This is a genomic window from Paenibacillus sp. FSL K6-1566 (assembly GCF_038050475.1).
Taxonomy (GTDB): Bacteria; Bacillota; Bacilli; order Paenibacillales; family Paenibacillaceae; genus Paenibacillus_AQ; species Paenibacillus_AQ lactis.
Window position 1 is genome coordinate 2,356,118 of sequence record NZ_JBBOSR010000001.1, and the last position, 17,117, is coordinate 2,373,234.

The following is a 17,117-nucleotide window of genomic DNA, read 5'->3' on the forward strand; positions in this document are numbered from 1 at the left end:
ATTTTCAGAAAACCTTCGTGATTACGCTGAACTCATCTCATGTACTGCTGTATAGGGATTCTTCGGGTTAAACAGCGTCCAATTTTTTAGACACGCAGCGAGCTAACATTCGGATGCAATCTTGTCAAACAGCACGGCTGAGAGAAGAGCAAAGCATGCTTCGGGGGAGAACCACGAATGATTGAAGGTTTTACTTCTTTATGACTACTATTCCAATGGGAAAAGTTAGTAAAGAAGAAATATGGTATCGGGCGTGTATCGGCCGTAGAATGACGAGTAGCAGCTCCGTCTTCACGAACAAGCCGGTACGCAATCATTATGGATTGAAAGGGCAGGTGAACGAAGAAGACGATGAGCAGACGAAAATGGTGGGTTGCCGCAGCACTGTGCACTATAGTGCTTCTGAGCGGTGCCGCTGTAATACTCGGAAACTTCCGTCCGGTCATAACGACGTATGCGGGAGCGGACGGTGTGAAGATGAAATTCAAAACGGAAGGCACTTCTTTCCTTGTGTACGGGGAAGATGAGAGCTGGCGTGAGATATTCGCCAAGGGCGTCAATCTCGGCGCGACCGTTCCGGGACATTTTCCGGGTGCGTTGCCGGCAACCGAAGAAGACTACTTGCGTTGGTTCAAACAGATTGATGATATGGGAGCAAACGTCATTAGGGTCTACACCGTACACAATCCGGTCTTCTACTCGGCCCTGGTGAAGTACAACCGGGACAAGGGTGAGGATCCCCTCTATTTCATGCAGGGGATATGGTCTCCGGAAGAGCAGCTGATCGAGCGTCGGGATGCATACGACGAAGAGATTGTGCAGACGTTTAAAGCCGAGATTTCCAAGGCGGTTGCGGCTGTATACGGCGATATTACCGTAGAGCCGAAGCATGGACAGTCAAGCGGCGAGTATAAGACGAATGCGGGCAAATATTTGATGGCCTGGCATTTGGGAACCGAATGGGATCCGTCCATGGTCGACAACACGAACAGGGTACATAAGGATGCTCCAAGATACGACGGGGCATTCTTCTCCGGCACAAAGGATGCGAGTCCCTTCGAGAACTGGCTGGCCTCATTGCTGGATTATACGGCTCAGCAAGAGCAAAAGTACGGCTGGCAGCATCCGATGACCTTTACGAATTGGGTCACGACCGATGTGCTGGAACATCCGGGTGAGCCGCTGTTTGAAGAGGATCTGGTGTCCGTCGATGCCCGGCATATTGAACCGGTTAACTGGAGTGCCGGATACTTTGCGGCCTATCACGTGTATCCTTACTATCCGGATTTCTTCCGTACCGACAAAACCTTGCAGACGATTCCGGACGGGAATGGAGGATATAACACCTACAAGGCCTACCTCCGCAAGCTGAAAGCGGAATATGACGATATGCCGATCATGGTTACCGAGTACGGCGTGCCATCATCGATCGGCGTCTCGCACCACGGCCCCGGCGGTCGGGATCAAGGGGGGCATGATGAAGCCGAGCAGGGCGAAATTAATGCCTCACTGACCCAGGAGATATTCGATGAAGGCTATTCCGGGGCGATATTGTTCATGTGGCAGGACGAATGGTTTAAGAAAACATGGAATACGATGCCTTTTGAAATACCGGCAGACCGGCGGGCATTCTGGTTGAATGTGCTGACGAACGAGAAGATGTTCGGCGTTCTCGCCATGCAGCCGGGAAAAGAAGGGCAGATTTCCATTGACGGCGATTTGGCCGATTGGGATAAGCTTCCTGAGGGAGAGGTCAAACAGTGGGAAGGGACGGCCCCGGGCGTTAAGGGAATGAAGCTTACGCATGATGAAGCATACCTGTATATCGGGATGGAGCTTGAGGAAGCCTTCGATCCGGAAGATTCCAAGCTGTTCATCGGAGCGGATACGATTCCCGGCGGGGATATTCCCAAAAAGGAGCTTGCTGGAAGATCGCTTACAGGGGGCGAACTGGAGACGCTCATCCAGCTTGGTCAGGATGACGAATCCCAGGTAAGCATCGCGCCGTCCTATGATTTCCACAGCCGTTTGTACGGCAAGGACGGATATTGGATGCTGCCGGATAAACCGAAAGCCGGGAGCAAGGATGATCCGATCGTCCCAGGCGGCACGTTCCATGCCTGGAAGCTGGCGATCAGTCTGATGATGAACCCGCCGGACACACGGTTTGCACACCCGTTCATTGACGAGACGGTGGGCATGCTCAAGCGGGGCAGCAGTGATCCGGAGTCCCATGATTTCAACTCTCTGACTGCTTGGCAGTCCAAGGACCGATTCGTGGAGATGCGCATTCCTTGGATGCTGCTGGGCTTCGGAGACCCTAGCTCTCTTCAGGTGGTCGATTACAGTCCGCTCAAAAATAAACGGGAGTTTTCGACCGTGACAACCGAAGGAATAAAACTTGCTCCATGGATCGCGAAGCTGTCGGAGCTTGACGGGTCGGCAGACCCTGCGGCGGACACCCGGGAGATCGATCTCGGGAAGATTCAGCCGTACACCTGGGAGCTGTGGGAAACGCCTGTGTACAGTGAGCGCTTGAAGCAAAGCTATTACGATATGCAGGAAATATTCACTCGTCTGCCTTAAGTTCTCGAGGGCGGCCAGATGCTAAATACAAAGAGGAGGCACTCGATTATGTTTTCAAATTTAGCCTTGGCCTACGGATTTATCTATGTTTGCCTTGGCCTGATTGCAGCCGGAATCATTGTGCTGTTCTACATGAAGATCAAGCATAATGCCGAGCAGCGGGAAATGGAGCATTATGCTGCCAAGCATCACGATTACTTTGTTTATGTTCAGGCCCATCTGCATGATGATATCAAGCTTGAGCTGCCGCCAGGGAAGCTGACCCGTGCCGAGCGCAGGGTCATCCAGGCAAAATTCATCGAATGGATCGAGCAGTTCAAGGGAGAAGCGAGGGAGAAGCTCCTTCACCTGTGCAGGGAAGCAGGCTTCGTGGAAGAGGATCTGCGGGCGTTGTCCAACCCGCGCAAAGGACGCCGCATTGAAGCGGCGTACCGGCTTGGGGGCATGCGTGCCGAAGAGGCGGTACCACAGCTTCAGCAGCTGATGAACCGGACCCGTTACGGACCGCAGACCATCATCTTGGCCAGAGCCATTGCCAAGAGCGCGAATGAGCAGCGGCAAATCCGTGAAATGCTGTCGCGGTTGCTGTCGTACGGCAAGGCCATTCATCATATGGCCGCCGACATTTTGCTTGAGACTCGGCTGGACGCTCCAAGCTTGATGCGCAAGCTGCTGGATGATCAGGACCCGGGACTCGTCAAGGTGGCGCTCGTTGCGATGTGGGGACAGGCTGTTCCGGCAGCCGTTCCTACATTGAACCGGCTGGTCGGCTCTGAGGAGAAGGATGTGCGGGCCGAGGCGGTAAAGCTGTATCTGGGCTCCAATCCGGCGCTTAAAGACGATACGATCGCTGCGCTCATGCGCGATCATGCTTGGGAGGTCCGGGCAGCGGCAGCCAAAGCGCTCGGAAGGCTTCATGCGGCCGGAAGCATTCCGCTACTGGCTGAGGCGCTGAAGGACGAGAACTGGCATGTCCGCAACAATAGTGCGGAAAGCTTGGCGATGCTGGGCGAGCAGGGCTTCGAAACGCTGTGCCAGGCCGCTCTTACGGGCACAGGTCCTGCGAGAGAGACGGCGCTGTACCGGATTGAACGGATCATGGCGAAGGAAGGCGACCATGAAGAGGTCGAGCAAATGGTGGCATTCAATAAGAAAAAGCTTGTTTATGACCGTTACTTCGGCATTCAACCAAGTAAACGGATCGGAACAGTTGCAGGAGTAGGAGGGGATTACACTGCTTAGGGATATCCTGCTCACTTACGGCACGGTGGCGATTTACTACGTCATGGCCGTCAGCGCGCTATATTTTGTAATAATTATGCTTTCTTTCAGAAACATCTGGGATATTTACAGACGGGCGTCCTATTCCAAATATAATACGCTCTCGGGGTCGGAGCTCGTCCCGTCGGTTTCGCTGCTGGTTCCTGCATATAACGAGGAGTTGACCATCACGGAGAACGTCCGCTGTCTCATGACGCTCAATTATCCGACCTATGAGGTAATCGTGATCAACGACGGCTCCTCGGACCGGACGCTCGATGTGCTGATTAAGGAATACGAGCTGACGCTGCTGCCTAATCCGGAAGTTCGCGGAAGGCTCGAGACCAAACCAGTGCGAGGGGTCTATTACAACCCGCAGTATCCGCATCTGTACGTCATCGACAAGGAGAACGGCGGCAAGGCCGATTCCTTGAATGCGGGCATTAATCTTTCGCGTTACCCGCTCATTTCCTCGATTGATGCGGATTCCCTGCTGGAGAAGGATGCATTGATCCGAATGGCTCGGATGTTCATGGAGAATCCGGAGGAGACGGTGGCCATCGGCGGCGACGTTCGGATCGCGAACGGCTGCGTGATCGAGAACGGAGCGGTCAAGAACGTATCCCTGCCGCGCAAAATGTGGCCGATGTTCCAATCGATCGAATATATGAAAGCCTTCCTGGGCGGACGGATCGGTTGGAGTCAGATCAATGGCCTGATTATCGTCTCCGGCGCCTTCGGCATGTTCCGCAAAGACTACGTAATCGCTGTAGGCGGCTACCGGGGCGGCTATCCCGGCGAGGATATGAACATCATCATCAAGCTGCACCGCTATATGCTTGAGAATAAAATCCGATACCGCGTCGCTTTTTGTCCGGAAGCGGTGTGCTGGACGCAGGCGCCGGACACGTACAACATTCTGTCCAACCAGCGCAAGCGCTGGGGACGCGGTAACCTGAAGAACATGATTGAGAACCGCGATATGGTATTCAATCCGAAGTACAAAGTCATGGGGCTCCTGACGATGCCCTACAACGTTATTTTTGAAGCGTTAAACCCTTACTTCAGAATTACGGGCCTTCTGGCTCTGCTTGGATATGTCATGCTGGATATGACCAATTGGCACGTGCTGCTGGTATTCGGATTGGTGAATTTCCTGAGTGGTTATCTGCTCAGCATCGGCGCACTCCTGCTTGAGGAAATCGCCTTCCGCCGCTACACGAAGCTGTCCGACCTGGTGAAAATGCTTCTGTTCTCGGCGCTGAAATTCGTCGGTTATCATCAACTGGGTGTGCTGTGGAGAGTACAGGGCCATATCCAATACCTGCAAAACAACAATTCATGGGGGACCATGACGCGGCAGAGCTGGAAAGATAAGAAGGAAGCGGCATGACATCAGGCCCAAAGTTCACATCAAAAAATAAAGAGAGGTGGGACTAGCAGTTATGTCTCAATCCGTAACATTGCAACGTGGACAGGCGGTTGATTTTTACGGCCGTCTGGAGGAGGAAGTGAGAGAACACCAAAGCGGCGCAGCCTTGCTGTTTCTGTACTGCGAAGGCCAGCCCGGAACGGAGTCCTGCGTTCAGCAATTCGTGGATCAGCTGCCGGGCGTGGAAACGGAGGTGCTTCGGGACGAGAGCACGGGCGTGCTTGCCGTCGTTATGCCGGGATTCACGCTCGATGCGGCCCACTATCAGGCGCTGCTGCTGAAGCAGCACTTGCAAAGCCGGCTTCAGCAGGCGGATCCGCGGATTACGCTGGCGGCCATACAGGAGGCGCCGTCGATGCAGACGATGAAGCAGATGGCTGAGACCGCGCGTCTCAGCATATCCTCCGACATTCATATATTCACGGAAGAGGATACAGGCGGCGCTCAAAGCCGCATCCTGATCGTGGATCAGGACAAAGCGGTTAGGGAATTTCTCCAAATTCGGCTTACGATGCAGGGTTATGAAACGCTGGAGGCCGTGGACGGTCTGGAAGCATTGGAGCTCATCCCGAAATGGGAGCCGGATCTGGTGCTGACCGAGCTGAACCTGTATGGGATTGACGGCCTTCCGTTCATTCATCATATCCAGCAGCTTGATATGAAACATCCGCCCAAAATCGTTGTGCTGACGGAGAAGCGCGTCGAGCAAACGATTAGTCAATGCTTCCAGAGCGGGGTGGATGATTATGTGACGAAGCCATTCTCGCCGGTGGAGCTGGATGCCCGCATCCGGCGCTGCCTTCACTAAAGCGGGTGGACTTCAACGGTTCACTCACCGCAGGCGAAATGTTCATGGGAGCGGGAAATCGAGCTTTTTAGGCTGCAAGCTGCATCATTGCCGTGCCTCCCATAAGAAAGAGAGACCTACTGTATTTTTTTGAGATCCTTCAAAATGAAGGATTTCAGGCAGACCGAACAGACTATACATCCGATGGAGGTTGAATGCTTGTGAACGAAGAATACGAAACTTTATTGAACGCCATTGAGAATAAAAAGGCGGTATTAGGTGTTGTGGGACTGGGCTATGTGGGACTGCCGCTGGCTGTAGAAATGGTCAAGCAGGGTTTCACGGTTGTCGGGATCGATCTTGATCCGAACAAGATTGACCGGATTTACCGCGGCGATTCGTATATTACCGACATTTCGTCAGAGGAGCTAGCCGCATGCATGGAGACCGGACGCTTCAAGCCGACGACCGACTACAGCATGATCGCGGTGATCGACGCAGTCAGCATCTGCGTACCGACTCCGCTCAGCGAAAACCAGGACCCGGATACGTCTTATATTACGATGGTGGTCGATCAAATCAAGCGATTCATGAAACCTAATCTGCTCATTACGCTGGAGAGCACAACCTATCCGGGAACGACGGAGGAGCTGATCCAGCATGAGATCGAGAAGCTCGGGTTCAAGGTCGGCAAGGACTTTTACCTGTGCTTCTCGCCGGAGCGGGTGGATCCCTCCAACAGCAAGTTCAATACGCGGAATACCCCGAAGGTGATCGGCGGCACGACCGAAGCTTGCCTTAAGCTGGGCGTTGCGCTTTACCGTCAGTATGTCGAGACGGTGGTTCCGGTCAGCAACCCGAAAGTAGCCGAAATGTCGAAGCTGCTGGAGAATACGTTCCGCAGCGTGAACATTGCCTTCGTGAATGAGATGGCGATGATGTGCGACCGGATGGGGATCGATGTCTGGGAAGTCATCAATGCCGCCGCTACGAAGCCGTTCGGATTCATGCCGTTCTACCCGGGACCGGGCATCGGCGGACACTGCATTCCGCTAGATCCGATGTATCTGTCCTGGAAGGCGAAGGGCTTCCGCTTCTACAGCAAATTCATCGAGCTGGCCCAATCGACCAACGACAATATGCCTTACTACGTCATCAACAAGACGGCAACGATACTGAACGAATATGCGAAATCGGTCAAGCGCTCCAACATTTTGCTGCTGGGAATGGCCTATAAACCGGATATCAGCGACCTGCGGGAGTCACCGGGGCTTGAGGTATATGAGCTGTTCAAGGAAAACGGGGCCAAGGTGGAGTACTACGATCCGTACGCCAGCAGCTTTGTCGACAAGAACGGGGTGACGGTCCGCAGCGTGGAATACGATCTGGCCAGATTCCGCAGCTACGATTGCATCGTGCTGATCACGAATCACAGCAAGCTGGACTACGGCACCATTGCATCCCTTGGTGTTCCGATTCTGGATACGCGAAATGCGTTTAAGGATTACGCGCGTCCGCATATCTATAAAATCGGCCATTCCGTCCAGCATGTGACCGAGCCGGACGAAGCGGTTCTGATCTAAAGACATCGAAAGGAGAGGAATGAGGTTGAACCACGCAAAAGCAAAGTACGGCATCCTTGCGGTCCTCATCGGTCTTTTGCTGCTGATCCTCTTTCTTCCCCATTCCGAGAAGGTGAATCAGAACAAGGCGACCTGGCTGTGGGATGCAAGTCTGATTCGGAACGAGACGGAGGAAATTGTCGCGTTCAGCGTGAATCACGGAATAACGACGATCTTCCTGCAGATCCAGCAGGATGTGCAGGAGGAGGAGTATCGCCGCTTTATATCGGCGGCATCGCGTCAGGGCATCCAGGTTCACGCGCTGGACGGCCACCCGGAGTGGGCTTACGAAAACGGCCGCGAAGAAGGGCTTAAGCTGTTGTCTTGGCTTGAGGCCTACAACCAAGCAGCCTCGCCGGAGGAGCGGTTTCAGGGTGTGCAGCTGGATGTGGAGCCTTACGTGCTGAAGCGTTGGGATCGCGAGCAGGCGCAGGTGGTGAAGGAGTGGAGCGCCAACCTGGAAGCCTGGGTGCAGGAGGCCGAGCGCATCGCCCTTCCCCTTAGCGCGGCGGTTCCTTTCTGGCTGGATTCCGTACCGGGGCCGGAAGGCAACCAAGTGGGCTCTTTCAGTCGCTGGATGATCGAGCGTACGGATTCGATCGCAATCATGGCTTACCGTGACAGCGGCGAGCAGATGTACGAGCTGTCCAAGGAGGAGCTGGAGCAGGCGGATGAGCTTGGCAAATCGGTTTGGATCGGGATGGAGCTTGCCAATACGGATGAAGGAGAGCATCTCACCTTCTATGCCAAGAGCCGGGGAGAAATGGAGGACGAAGCGAAACGGGCCGCCTCGCTCGGAAGCGAGCATCCGTCATTTGCCGGCATCGCGGTCCATCATTATCAGGCTTGGGTGCACAAGAACATGGCGATGGCTGAGGATGAGCAGTAGAGAGGCAACTATCCGGACATTCATCCCTTGCTCCGATCCGTGAATAATAGGCTTTGATTCTCGACGATAAATGATTTGCATCAATGAACCGGAAGCGGTATGTTAATGATAGAGACTTCGTGTTTCGCTAAGACACCTTCGACGTCTATATAGACGGGCGAAGGTGTTTTTTTGTTTCTAATTTTTTTGTTTCTATATTATTTGTTCTCTATAACCAGCTGCGGATGCCGTCAAAATCGATGCGCTACGAAAAAAATCCTGGGGGATTTGAGTCGCTGCCAAAATTTTTCGGAAAAATTTTTTTGAACGGATAAAGTGGGTGGAGACGCGGATTACGGGCCGATAGCGGCTTTCCTTCGACCTATGGCGTCCTTCTGCATATTCCGACTTATTCAGATTTTATTTAGAGTGCCTCTATATACTGATCAATGGCATGCGGCTGGATCGATCAACTATCGCTCGCAAAAGAACAGGTGAAGCGGGATTTTCATGTCGAGTTTCTTTGAAAATGAAAGTAATTGATGAAAAAAATTGAGAAAAGCTGTCGCAATTAGAAAAAATAATCTATATTCTAATTAGGAAATTAGAAGGGAGACTAAGGTCCCGCAATGAATAGAAGGAGTATAAATATGAATGGAATATCTACAAAATCACGGGCCGTGTTACGCAGTATCCTGATCGTCGTCGTTCTGTTGCTGCTGCCTGCGTGCAGCCTCTTCGGAGGATCTGCTGCAACCAAGGAGGAGCCCGGCCCGGTGGAGCCTGCAGCCAAGGTCGAACGGTTCACCGGCGAGAAAAGCCGGGAGATCGATTTCGTGTATACGGCGCGAAAAGAGCTGTCCTTGACCTTTAACGGCATGGGGGACAAACAGACGATGCAGGCACTGCTGAACGAGCTCGACACATACAATATCAAGGCGACCTTTTTTCTTCCCGGGATGAGAGTCGCGGAGGAGCCTGATATCGCGAAGGAGATTTTGGCCAGAGGACATGAGATCGAGAACAATACGCTCAACGCGCTCGATATGAGCAAGCTCGATTATGACGGGGTGTATAAGGAGATTCATCTGGCGAACGATGTGATCCAGCGAGAAACGGGCGTTCAGCCGAAGTATATTCGGACCCGTTCCGGCGACTACCCTGAGGATGTCCCGCTGGCGGCCGCGCATCTGGGGATGAAGGCCGTCGTAAGCTACAACATTAATCCGAAGGATCGCAACATGCAAAGTGCTAAAGAGCTTGGCGAGTATATCGCAAGGTATATGTCCAGGGGCGGAATTATTTCGCTGAACACGGACATCAATCCGGAAGTGGTCGGTTCCGTGAAGTATATTGCCGAGGCTGCCGGCGACATCGGGTATTCGCTTATAACACTGGACGAGCTGGTGAACAACGGCGGCGTGCGGAAGCCACTGGAGCAAATTCCGGGCTACGACGCGGCCAAGATCGATCCTGATTATAAAAATTCGAAGTACGAGCTGGTCTACAAAGCTGATACGAATCGCAAAGAGGTGGCGCTGACGTTTGACGACTTTGGCAGCGACAAAACGGTGACCAAGATTCTGGACATCCTGGAGGAGCATGATGTCAAGGCAACCTTCTTCCTCCGGGCCAAGGGCGTCGAGTCCAACCCGAACCTGGCCCGGGCCATGGTGGAGGGCGGACATGATGTAGCCAACCATTCCTACAGCCATCCTGTTGTAACTACCCTTACTCCAGAGGAACTGCAAGAGGATGTCGTCAAAGCTCACCAAGTCATCACGGAAGCCATTCAGGAGCAGCCTGTCATGCTGTTCCGGCCGCCGACGGGCGTCGTTGACGATATCCGCGCCAAGGCGCTGGCGGCAACCGGATACCCGGTCATCGCCATGTACGATGTCACGACGCTGGATTGGGACGTGAGCAACAGCGCGGACGACATCGTCCACGGGGTCATGACGAAGACGGAGCCGGGAAGCGTCATCCTGCTCCATATGCTCGATGACATCCATACGATCGAAGCACTGCCAAGGGTGCTCGAAGGGCTCAAGGAGAAGGGCTATACGTTCGTGAAGATGGCGGACATGATCCAGGAATAACAATTTGCAAAATGGGGATGGAGTATAATGGAAATTTATCAGAAGATTGCGGACCGTGTTGATAAATTGGCGGTGGTGGGGCTCGGATACGTCGGGCTGCCGCTGGCCGTGGCCTTTGCCAAGAAGGTCGACGTTATCGGCTTCGACCTGAATTCGGAGAAGGTCATGCAGTACCGAAACGGCATCGACGCGACCGGGGAACTGGAGCTTGAGCTGGCTGGATGCACGGCGGAGTTTACATCCGATCCGGATAAACTGAAGGAGGCCCGCTGTTTCATCGTTGCGGTCCCGACACCGGTCAAGAGCGGGAACGTGCCCGATCTGAAATTCGTGCGCGATGCGAGCCGTTTGATCGGCCGCGTGCTGGCACCGGGATCGATCGTTGTGTATGAATCGACCGTCTATCCGGGGGTCACCGAGGACGTGTGCATCCCGATCCTGGAAGAGGAGTCGGGGCTTGCCTTCGGAACGGATTTCAAGGTCGGCTACTCTCCGGAGCGCATCAATCCGGGGGATCGGGTGCATCGGCTGGAGAATATCGTAAAGATCGTGTCGGGCAGCGACCCGGAAGCGCTGGAGACGGTAGCCCGGCTCTACGAGCTGATTATCGAGGCAGGCGTGCACCGGGCCGAGAGCATCAAAGTCGCTGAGGCGGCCAAGGTGATCGAGAATGCCCAGCGGGACATCAACATCGCCTCATGAACGAGCTGTCGATGCTGTTCAACGAGATGGATATCGATACGAACGCCGTACTGCGGGCAGCCGGGACAAAGTGGAATTTCCTGCCGTTCCGGCCTGGGCTGGTCGGCGGACACTGCATCGGAATCGATCCGTACTACCTGACTTACAAAGCAGAGGATACCGGGTATCATTCAAAGATTATTTTGGCCGGAAGGCATATTAACGACGGCATGGGCAAATACATCGCGCAGCAGGTTATCAAGCTGGCCGTTCAGAAAGGGCTGGACATTAGCCACGCCAAGGTGGCTGTGATGGGGCTTACCTTTAAAGAGGATTGCCGCGATATCCGCAACTCCAAGGTGATCGATATTATCCGGGAGCTGCAGGACTACGGCGTGCAGCCGCTGGTGGTCGACCCTTGCGCCGATGGCAAGCAGGCCTATAAGGAATACGGGATCGAGTTGACCGCCCTGGAAGAGCTGCAGGATATTCAGGTTGCGATCGTAGCGGTTGCGCACAGCGAGTTCAAGCAGCTTGGAATTACGGAGTACACCGGGATGTTCGGCTCCGGCCAAGCAAACATCATGATTGATGTAAAGGGCATATATCCGAGAAGTTTATTCGAGAATAACGGCTTCCATTACTGGAGCCTGTGACGATGGATGGGAGAGCTCAATGTTGAAATTTAGAAAAAAAGACAAGAGGATCAAGGAGGTTCTGACGGAACCCCGAGCCGACCGCCGTACCCTGTCCTACGTGCCCGATCCTGAACAGATCCGGATAACCGCCGACCGAAGAGGCAAGCATGCGATGAAGAACGGGAACGAGGGAGCCGATCCGGATTACCTGAACCAGCTGCGAACCCTCAGCCTGCGCTATGTCGCCGAGTTCGATGTGCGGATTTTTCCTGGCGGACAGGGGCGAAAAGCAGCCATTCAAGGGACCTCTTCAGACATATCGGCCACAGGCATGCTGTTGAAGCTGCCTGCAGCTAATCCTGCCGTTAAAGTCGGGGACAAAGTGCGGGCGAAATTCCGAATTCCACCCGGCGCCATGCCCGAAGGGTTTGAATCGGGCGTCCATATCGACGCTACCGTCGTCCGTACCTTCGTAGACACGACTGGCGGGGGCCAAGTCCACATGCTGGCTATCGAATTCGATAAGCCGCTGACGGAATACATGAAGCGCAAGCGCTGGGGCTACTCCGTATACTCAGCCAGCGCGCTGCTGCTGGGAGCCGTGCTCTTCATCATGCTCATGCGGGCGGAGAGCATCATCTATTTCAAATATAATATGGTTCTGTATTTGTACAGCTTGATCGCCGCGCTGTTTCTTCTGACCCGGTATCTGTTCGGCGCGCTTTACCGGGATGTGCCGATCAATCCGGAATATACGCCGGGCGTGTCGATCATCATCCCATGCTTTAACGAGGCGGAATGGATCAAGCGTACGATCCTCAGCTGCATGAATCAGGATTATCCGGTCGATAAGCTGGAGGTCATTGTCGTTGACGACCGGTCGACGGACCAGTCTGTGGAGCAAATCGAGGAGATGATTCAGCTCATCCATAACGAAGCGGAGCGGTACTCGACCCGGGACAGGCTCACGTACACGGTTCTGCCTGAAAATGCCGGTAAGCGGGTCGCGCTGGTGAAGGGCGTGGAGATGGCCAAGCATGATCTGGTCGTGTTCGTCGATTCGGACAGTTTCCTTGACCCGTCGGCGATTCGCCATCTCGTGCAGCCGTTTCAGGATCCGAAGATGGGCGGCGTTGCCGGCCGGACCGACGTCGAGAACAAGTATACGAATGCCATTACCAAGCTGCAAACGGTTCGTTATTATATCGCGTTTCGGATCATGAAGGCAGCGGAGTCGTGGTTTGACAGCGTAACCTGCCTGTCCGGACCGCTGTCCTGTTACCGGAAAGAGCTGATCCTCCAGCATGCGGACGCGTGGCTTAACCAGAAGTTTCTGGGGCGTCCGGCTACGTTCGGGGATGACCGGAGCATGACGAACTTCATTTTGAAGACGCATCGTACGACCTATCAGGATTCGGCGATTTGCTCGACGATCGTGCCTTCCCGGACAAAGGTGTTCCTGAAGCAGCAAATGCGCTGGAAGCGCTCCTGGCTGCGGGAATCGCTGCGGGCCGGAGGATTCATTTGGCGCAAAGAGCCGTTTATGGCCCTGTTCTTTTATATCGGCTTGATCGTGCCGATCGCCGCGCCGGTCGTCGTTGTTTATAACCTGATGTATGTTCCGATCGTTCACGGGATTTTCCCGGGGACCTTCCTGATGGGACTCCTGATGATGGCCCTGCTCATGAGCCTTGCGCATCTGCTGCTCCGGAAGAGCAGGCTGTGGGTGTTCGGCTTCGTGTTCTGCTTGTTCTATGAGTTCGTGCTGTTATGGCAAATGCCGGTCGCCTGGTTCACGTTCTGGAAATCGACCTGGGGCACGCGGGAAACGCCGCAGGACGTCGAGGCGAAGCTGAAGAAGGAAGCGCGCAGGCGCAAAGGCAAAAAATTCGGGCTGCCGCAGTAAAGGCAGCTGCCGATGTTGAAATGAGGATGGCGCAAAAATGAGTAAGAAGCGTAACCCTGCCCTCAACGTTAAGAGGAAAAATCGCAGGAAAGTCATAAAGGTCATCGGCCAAATCATACTCCTGGCGGTGGCGGCCGTCGTTTTGGTCAACGCGGTCTTCGACCTTCAAACCTACCAGGAGCCGGATAAGTCAAAATGGCGCCAGGACAAAGGCTTCATCGCCTTGTCCTACTTCGGAGTCGGCCGCAGCGGAACGTCCAAGCTGGTGTCGCAAGACCAGCTGGATGCCCAGCTCAAGGCGCTGCACGATCAAGGCTACGAGACGATCTCGCAGCAAGACGTGATCGATTATTACGAGAAAGGCGCGCCGCTGCCGGATAAAGCATTGTTCCTGTCGTTTGAAGACGGACGGAACGATTCCGCGTTGTTCGCGCAGCCGATTTTGGAGAAATACAATTTCAAAGCAACCTTCTTGTCCTATGCGGACAAAATGGGCAACAGCGAACGAAAATTCCTGCAGCCGAAGGACATGCTGAAAATGACCCGGACCGGCTATTGGGAGCTTGGGACGAACGGTTACCGCCTGAGCTATATTAATATTTTCGATGAGGACGGCCACTACATGGGCGTCAAGGACGAAAAGGATTTGACCGACAAATCGAACGTGGAGTATTACAACCATTATTTGATGGATTTTATCCGCGACGAGAATATGATTCCGCTCGAGAACCGCGTGGAGATGGAAGCGCGGATCGGCGCCGATTATGCGGCGATGCGCGACGTGTACAGCAGCAAGCTCGGTTACGTGCCGGGCGTCTATATGATCATGCATGCGAATGCCCTTGGCGAAGGGATGAATGCGCTGGTGGACAAGGCGAATACAGAGCAGATCCGCCAAACGTTCACCATGAATTTCAGCCGCGAGGGGACGGCGATGAACGACAAGCAGGGCGATCTGTACAACTTGACGCGTGTCCAGCCGGCGCCTTACTGGTCCACCAACCATCTGATCATGAAGCTGCGCAAGGATTCGGGGCAGGATATGACGTTCGTGACAGGCGACGAAAAAGAGGCAGCCCGCTGGGCATTGGAGAGCGGAGCGGCCGAATTTGACGGCAGCCGCATCACCGTAACCTCTCCTCCATCCGCGGAGGGACGCATTCGGCTTAGCCAGGATCCCGGCGCTGATACGACCGTAACGGCCAACCTGCTCGGCAACGTGGTCGGGCGGCAATCGATCTATGTTCGTTTGGACGAGCAGGAAGAATCGTTCCTGCGGCTTGTTCTGGAAAATAACGTGCTGCGGATAGAACAAAAAGCACCGGGCCAAGAGCCGGAAGAGCTGTTCGAGCAGACGCTGCCAGACGTGAAATGGGGCGAAGAGGACTTAAGGTTCGATAAAGCATCCGTATACACGAAGGAGCAGACTTTATCAGGGGATCGGGACGATGATGAAGAATATCCGATCAATATTCTCGGCAACAGGAAGCTTGAGATGACGGCACTGGGCGATACGCTAAAGGTTAGTATTGACGGCCAGGTTATCCTTGACAATCAGACGGTGGACAGCGCAATCCGTGGAGGAGGTGTGGCTCTAGGATCGATGTATCATGAGCAGAACAAAAAGGATGACATTTATGACGGGATCTTCGAGAACGTAACGGTAACTGCCATGGACGCGGATGGCGGCAAGGACGTACGGTATACGAACAAGCCTTCAGGCCTGGAAGGCGTCGTTTGGCGCGTTCGCCGGGCATTCGATACGGCTGTGAATTGGGCAATCGAAACTTTCTAAATGGATCGAGCCGTTGAAATCTTCTTAAGTGAGATCCAGGAGGTAGTGACACCCCAGGTGAAGTTTAGGCGGTCACACACTCTAGATGGAGAGACCAGGTGGTCGGGACATCCTAGGTAAGATCATAGATGGACGAGACACTCTAGATGAGAGATCCAGATGGACAAGACATCCTGTGTGAGACCGGTCGAGGCTTCTTGAGTAAGACCCGGTCTGTTAAGGCACTCAGGTGAGTTTAGATGACCCAGAACATCCTAGATGAGCTCCAGATGGATGGAACATGATCAGAAGGTGGCGGTAATTATGAGCCTCAACAAAAAATGGATCTGGGCGGCGGCCGTCACTGTTCTCGCTGCTGCGTTTTTTCTGTGGCGCGAATGGAGAAGCGGAGCGGATGAACCGCCGCCACAGCCGTCGTCCGGGATTCGCCTGTCCGCGTGGATTGCGGATTGGCAGTGGAAGCCCGGGGTGCTAGATCTGGAGCAGCTTGGCGGGAGCGTCAAGGAGCTTAGCATGTTCGCGGCTTATTTTAATCACCGGGATGAGCTTCATTTTACGGAACAGTACGGGGAGGCGCTGCCTGAAGTCCGAGAGGCTGCGGCAGCAGCCGGCGTGGAGCGCATGCTGCTGACCATCGTCAATGATCGGTTTGGCGAGGATGGAACGGCGATTCAGAAGGACCCGGACCTGGTGTCAAGGCTCGTAGCTACGGACACGGCACGGGAGGCGCATATCAATCAGATCGTCGAGACGGCGAAGGAATCCGGATTCGGCGGGGTAGAGATCGACTACGAGAAGGTTCATAAGCGTGATCTTGGCAAGCTGACTTTGTTCTATGGCGAGCTGTACGAGCGCCTTCAGGCAGAAGGATTGAGCCTTCGCATCGTGATCGAGCCCGGCATGAAGACGGAAGGATTGGATTTTCCGGAGGGGCCATCTTATGTCATGATGGCCTATAATCTGTACGGCGGCCACAGCGGGCCGGGACCGAAGGCCGACCACCGGATGATCCGGAATTTAGCCGACAAGCTGCGCCGGTTTCCCGGAAACACCTCCTTGGCGCTGTCGGTGGGAGGATTCGATTGGCCGGATGGCGGCAAGGTCGTCTCGCTGACCGAGAAACGGGCAGCCGAGCTGGCGGCCTCAAGCTCCGCCGCTCCGCAAAGGGATGCCGATAGCGGCGCTTTGCACTTCGAGTATACGGACGATGCAGGTGTCCGTCATACCGTGTGGTATGCGGACGGGACCACGCTTGCAGGCTGGATGGCAACGGCGATGAGCGCCGGCATTTCGGACATCGCTATATGGCGTCTGGGCGAGCTCGAGCCCGATACGCTGAAGCGGTTGAGGGAGGAGGCGGGCAGTTGATCAGCTTGAAGGAGCCAAAGTAGCAGGTAAAAGCCCGAGCAAGTCCTTTTTGAGGACTTGTGGAGCTAAAGTGGC

Annotated in this window: 10 protein-coding genes and 1 pseudogene; all 11 read left to right on the plus strand. The window is 54.4% G+C overall.

Going from position 1 to position 17,117, the window contains the following annotated elements:
• Positions 1-351: 351 nt before the first annotated feature.
• The 11 genes and pseudogenes from NST08_RS10130 to NST08_RS10180 all read left to right on the plus strand — a co-directional run bounded on the left by NST08_RS10130 (position 352) and on the right by NST08_RS10180 (position 17,042).
• Entirely contained in the window at positions 352-2,586 is a 2,235-nt protein-coding gene (locus NST08_RS10130) for a hypothetical protein (protein ID WP_007133105.1), read from the plus strand.
• Between the two features lie 48 nt (positions 2,587-2,634).
• Positions 2,635-3,828 carry a HEAT repeat domain-containing protein gene (locus NST08_RS10135; protein WP_007133104.1) on the plus strand — a complete coding sequence of 398 codons (1,194 nt, stop codon included), beginning with the start codon at positions 2,635-2,637 and terminating at the stop codon, positions 3,826-3,828.
• A gap of 43 nt (positions 3,829-3,871) precedes the next feature.
• Positions 3,872-5,239, plus strand: coding sequence for a glycosyltransferase family 2 protein (locus NST08_RS10140; RefSeq protein ID WP_007133103.1), 1,368 nt, complete (start codon positions 3,872-3,874; stop codon positions 5,237-5,239).
• Positions 5,240-5,291: 52 nt separating this feature from the next.
• Positions 5,292-6,086: a response regulator transcription factor gene (locus NST08_RS10145; RefSeq protein WP_007133102.1), complete on the plus strand. Its 795-nt coding sequence runs from the start codon at positions 5,292-5,294 to the stop codon at positions 6,084-6,086.
• Between the two features lie 200 nt (positions 6,087-6,286).
• A complete protein-coding gene (locus NST08_RS10150; RefSeq protein ID WP_040740382.1) occupies positions 6,287-7,648 on the plus strand; it encodes a nucleotide sugar dehydrogenase in 1,362 nt (453 codons plus the stop codon).
• A 19-nt stretch (positions 7,649-7,667) separates the two neighbouring features.
• A complete protein-coding gene (locus NST08_RS10155) occupies positions 7,668-8,576 on the plus strand; it encodes a hypothetical protein (RefSeq protein WP_040740381.1) in 909 nt (302 codons plus the stop codon).
• A gap of 629 nt (positions 8,577-9,205) precedes the next feature.
• Positions 9,206-10,654 (plus strand): polysaccharide deacetylase family protein, encoded by a 1,449-nt coding sequence (locus NST08_RS10160; protein WP_007133099.1) that lies wholly within the window; start codon positions 9,206-9,208, stop codon positions 10,652-10,654.
• A 27-nt stretch (positions 10,655-10,681) separates the two neighbouring features.
• Positions 10,682-11,991: pseudogene (locus NST08_RS10165) on the plus strand (nucleotide sugar dehydrogenase).
• A gap of 19 nt (positions 11,992-12,010) precedes the next feature.
• Complete coding sequence (locus NST08_RS10170; RefSeq protein WP_341341725.1) at positions 12,011-13,879, plus strand: glycosyltransferase; 1,869 nt, start codon at positions 12,011-12,013, stop codon at positions 13,877-13,879.
• A gap of 37 nt (positions 13,880-13,916) precedes the next feature.
• Positions 13,917-15,674 carry a polysaccharide deacetylase family protein gene (locus NST08_RS10175; protein ID WP_210095747.1) on the plus strand — a complete coding sequence of 586 codons (1,758 nt, stop codon included), beginning with the start codon at positions 13,917-13,919 and terminating at the stop codon, positions 15,672-15,674.
• Positions 15,675-15,977: 303 nt separating this feature from the next.
• A complete protein-coding gene (locus NST08_RS10180; protein ID WP_007133095.1) occupies positions 15,978-17,042 on the plus strand; it encodes a glycosyhydrolase in 1,065 nt (354 codons plus the stop codon).
• The last annotated feature ends 75 nt before the right edge of the window (positions 17,043-17,117 follow it).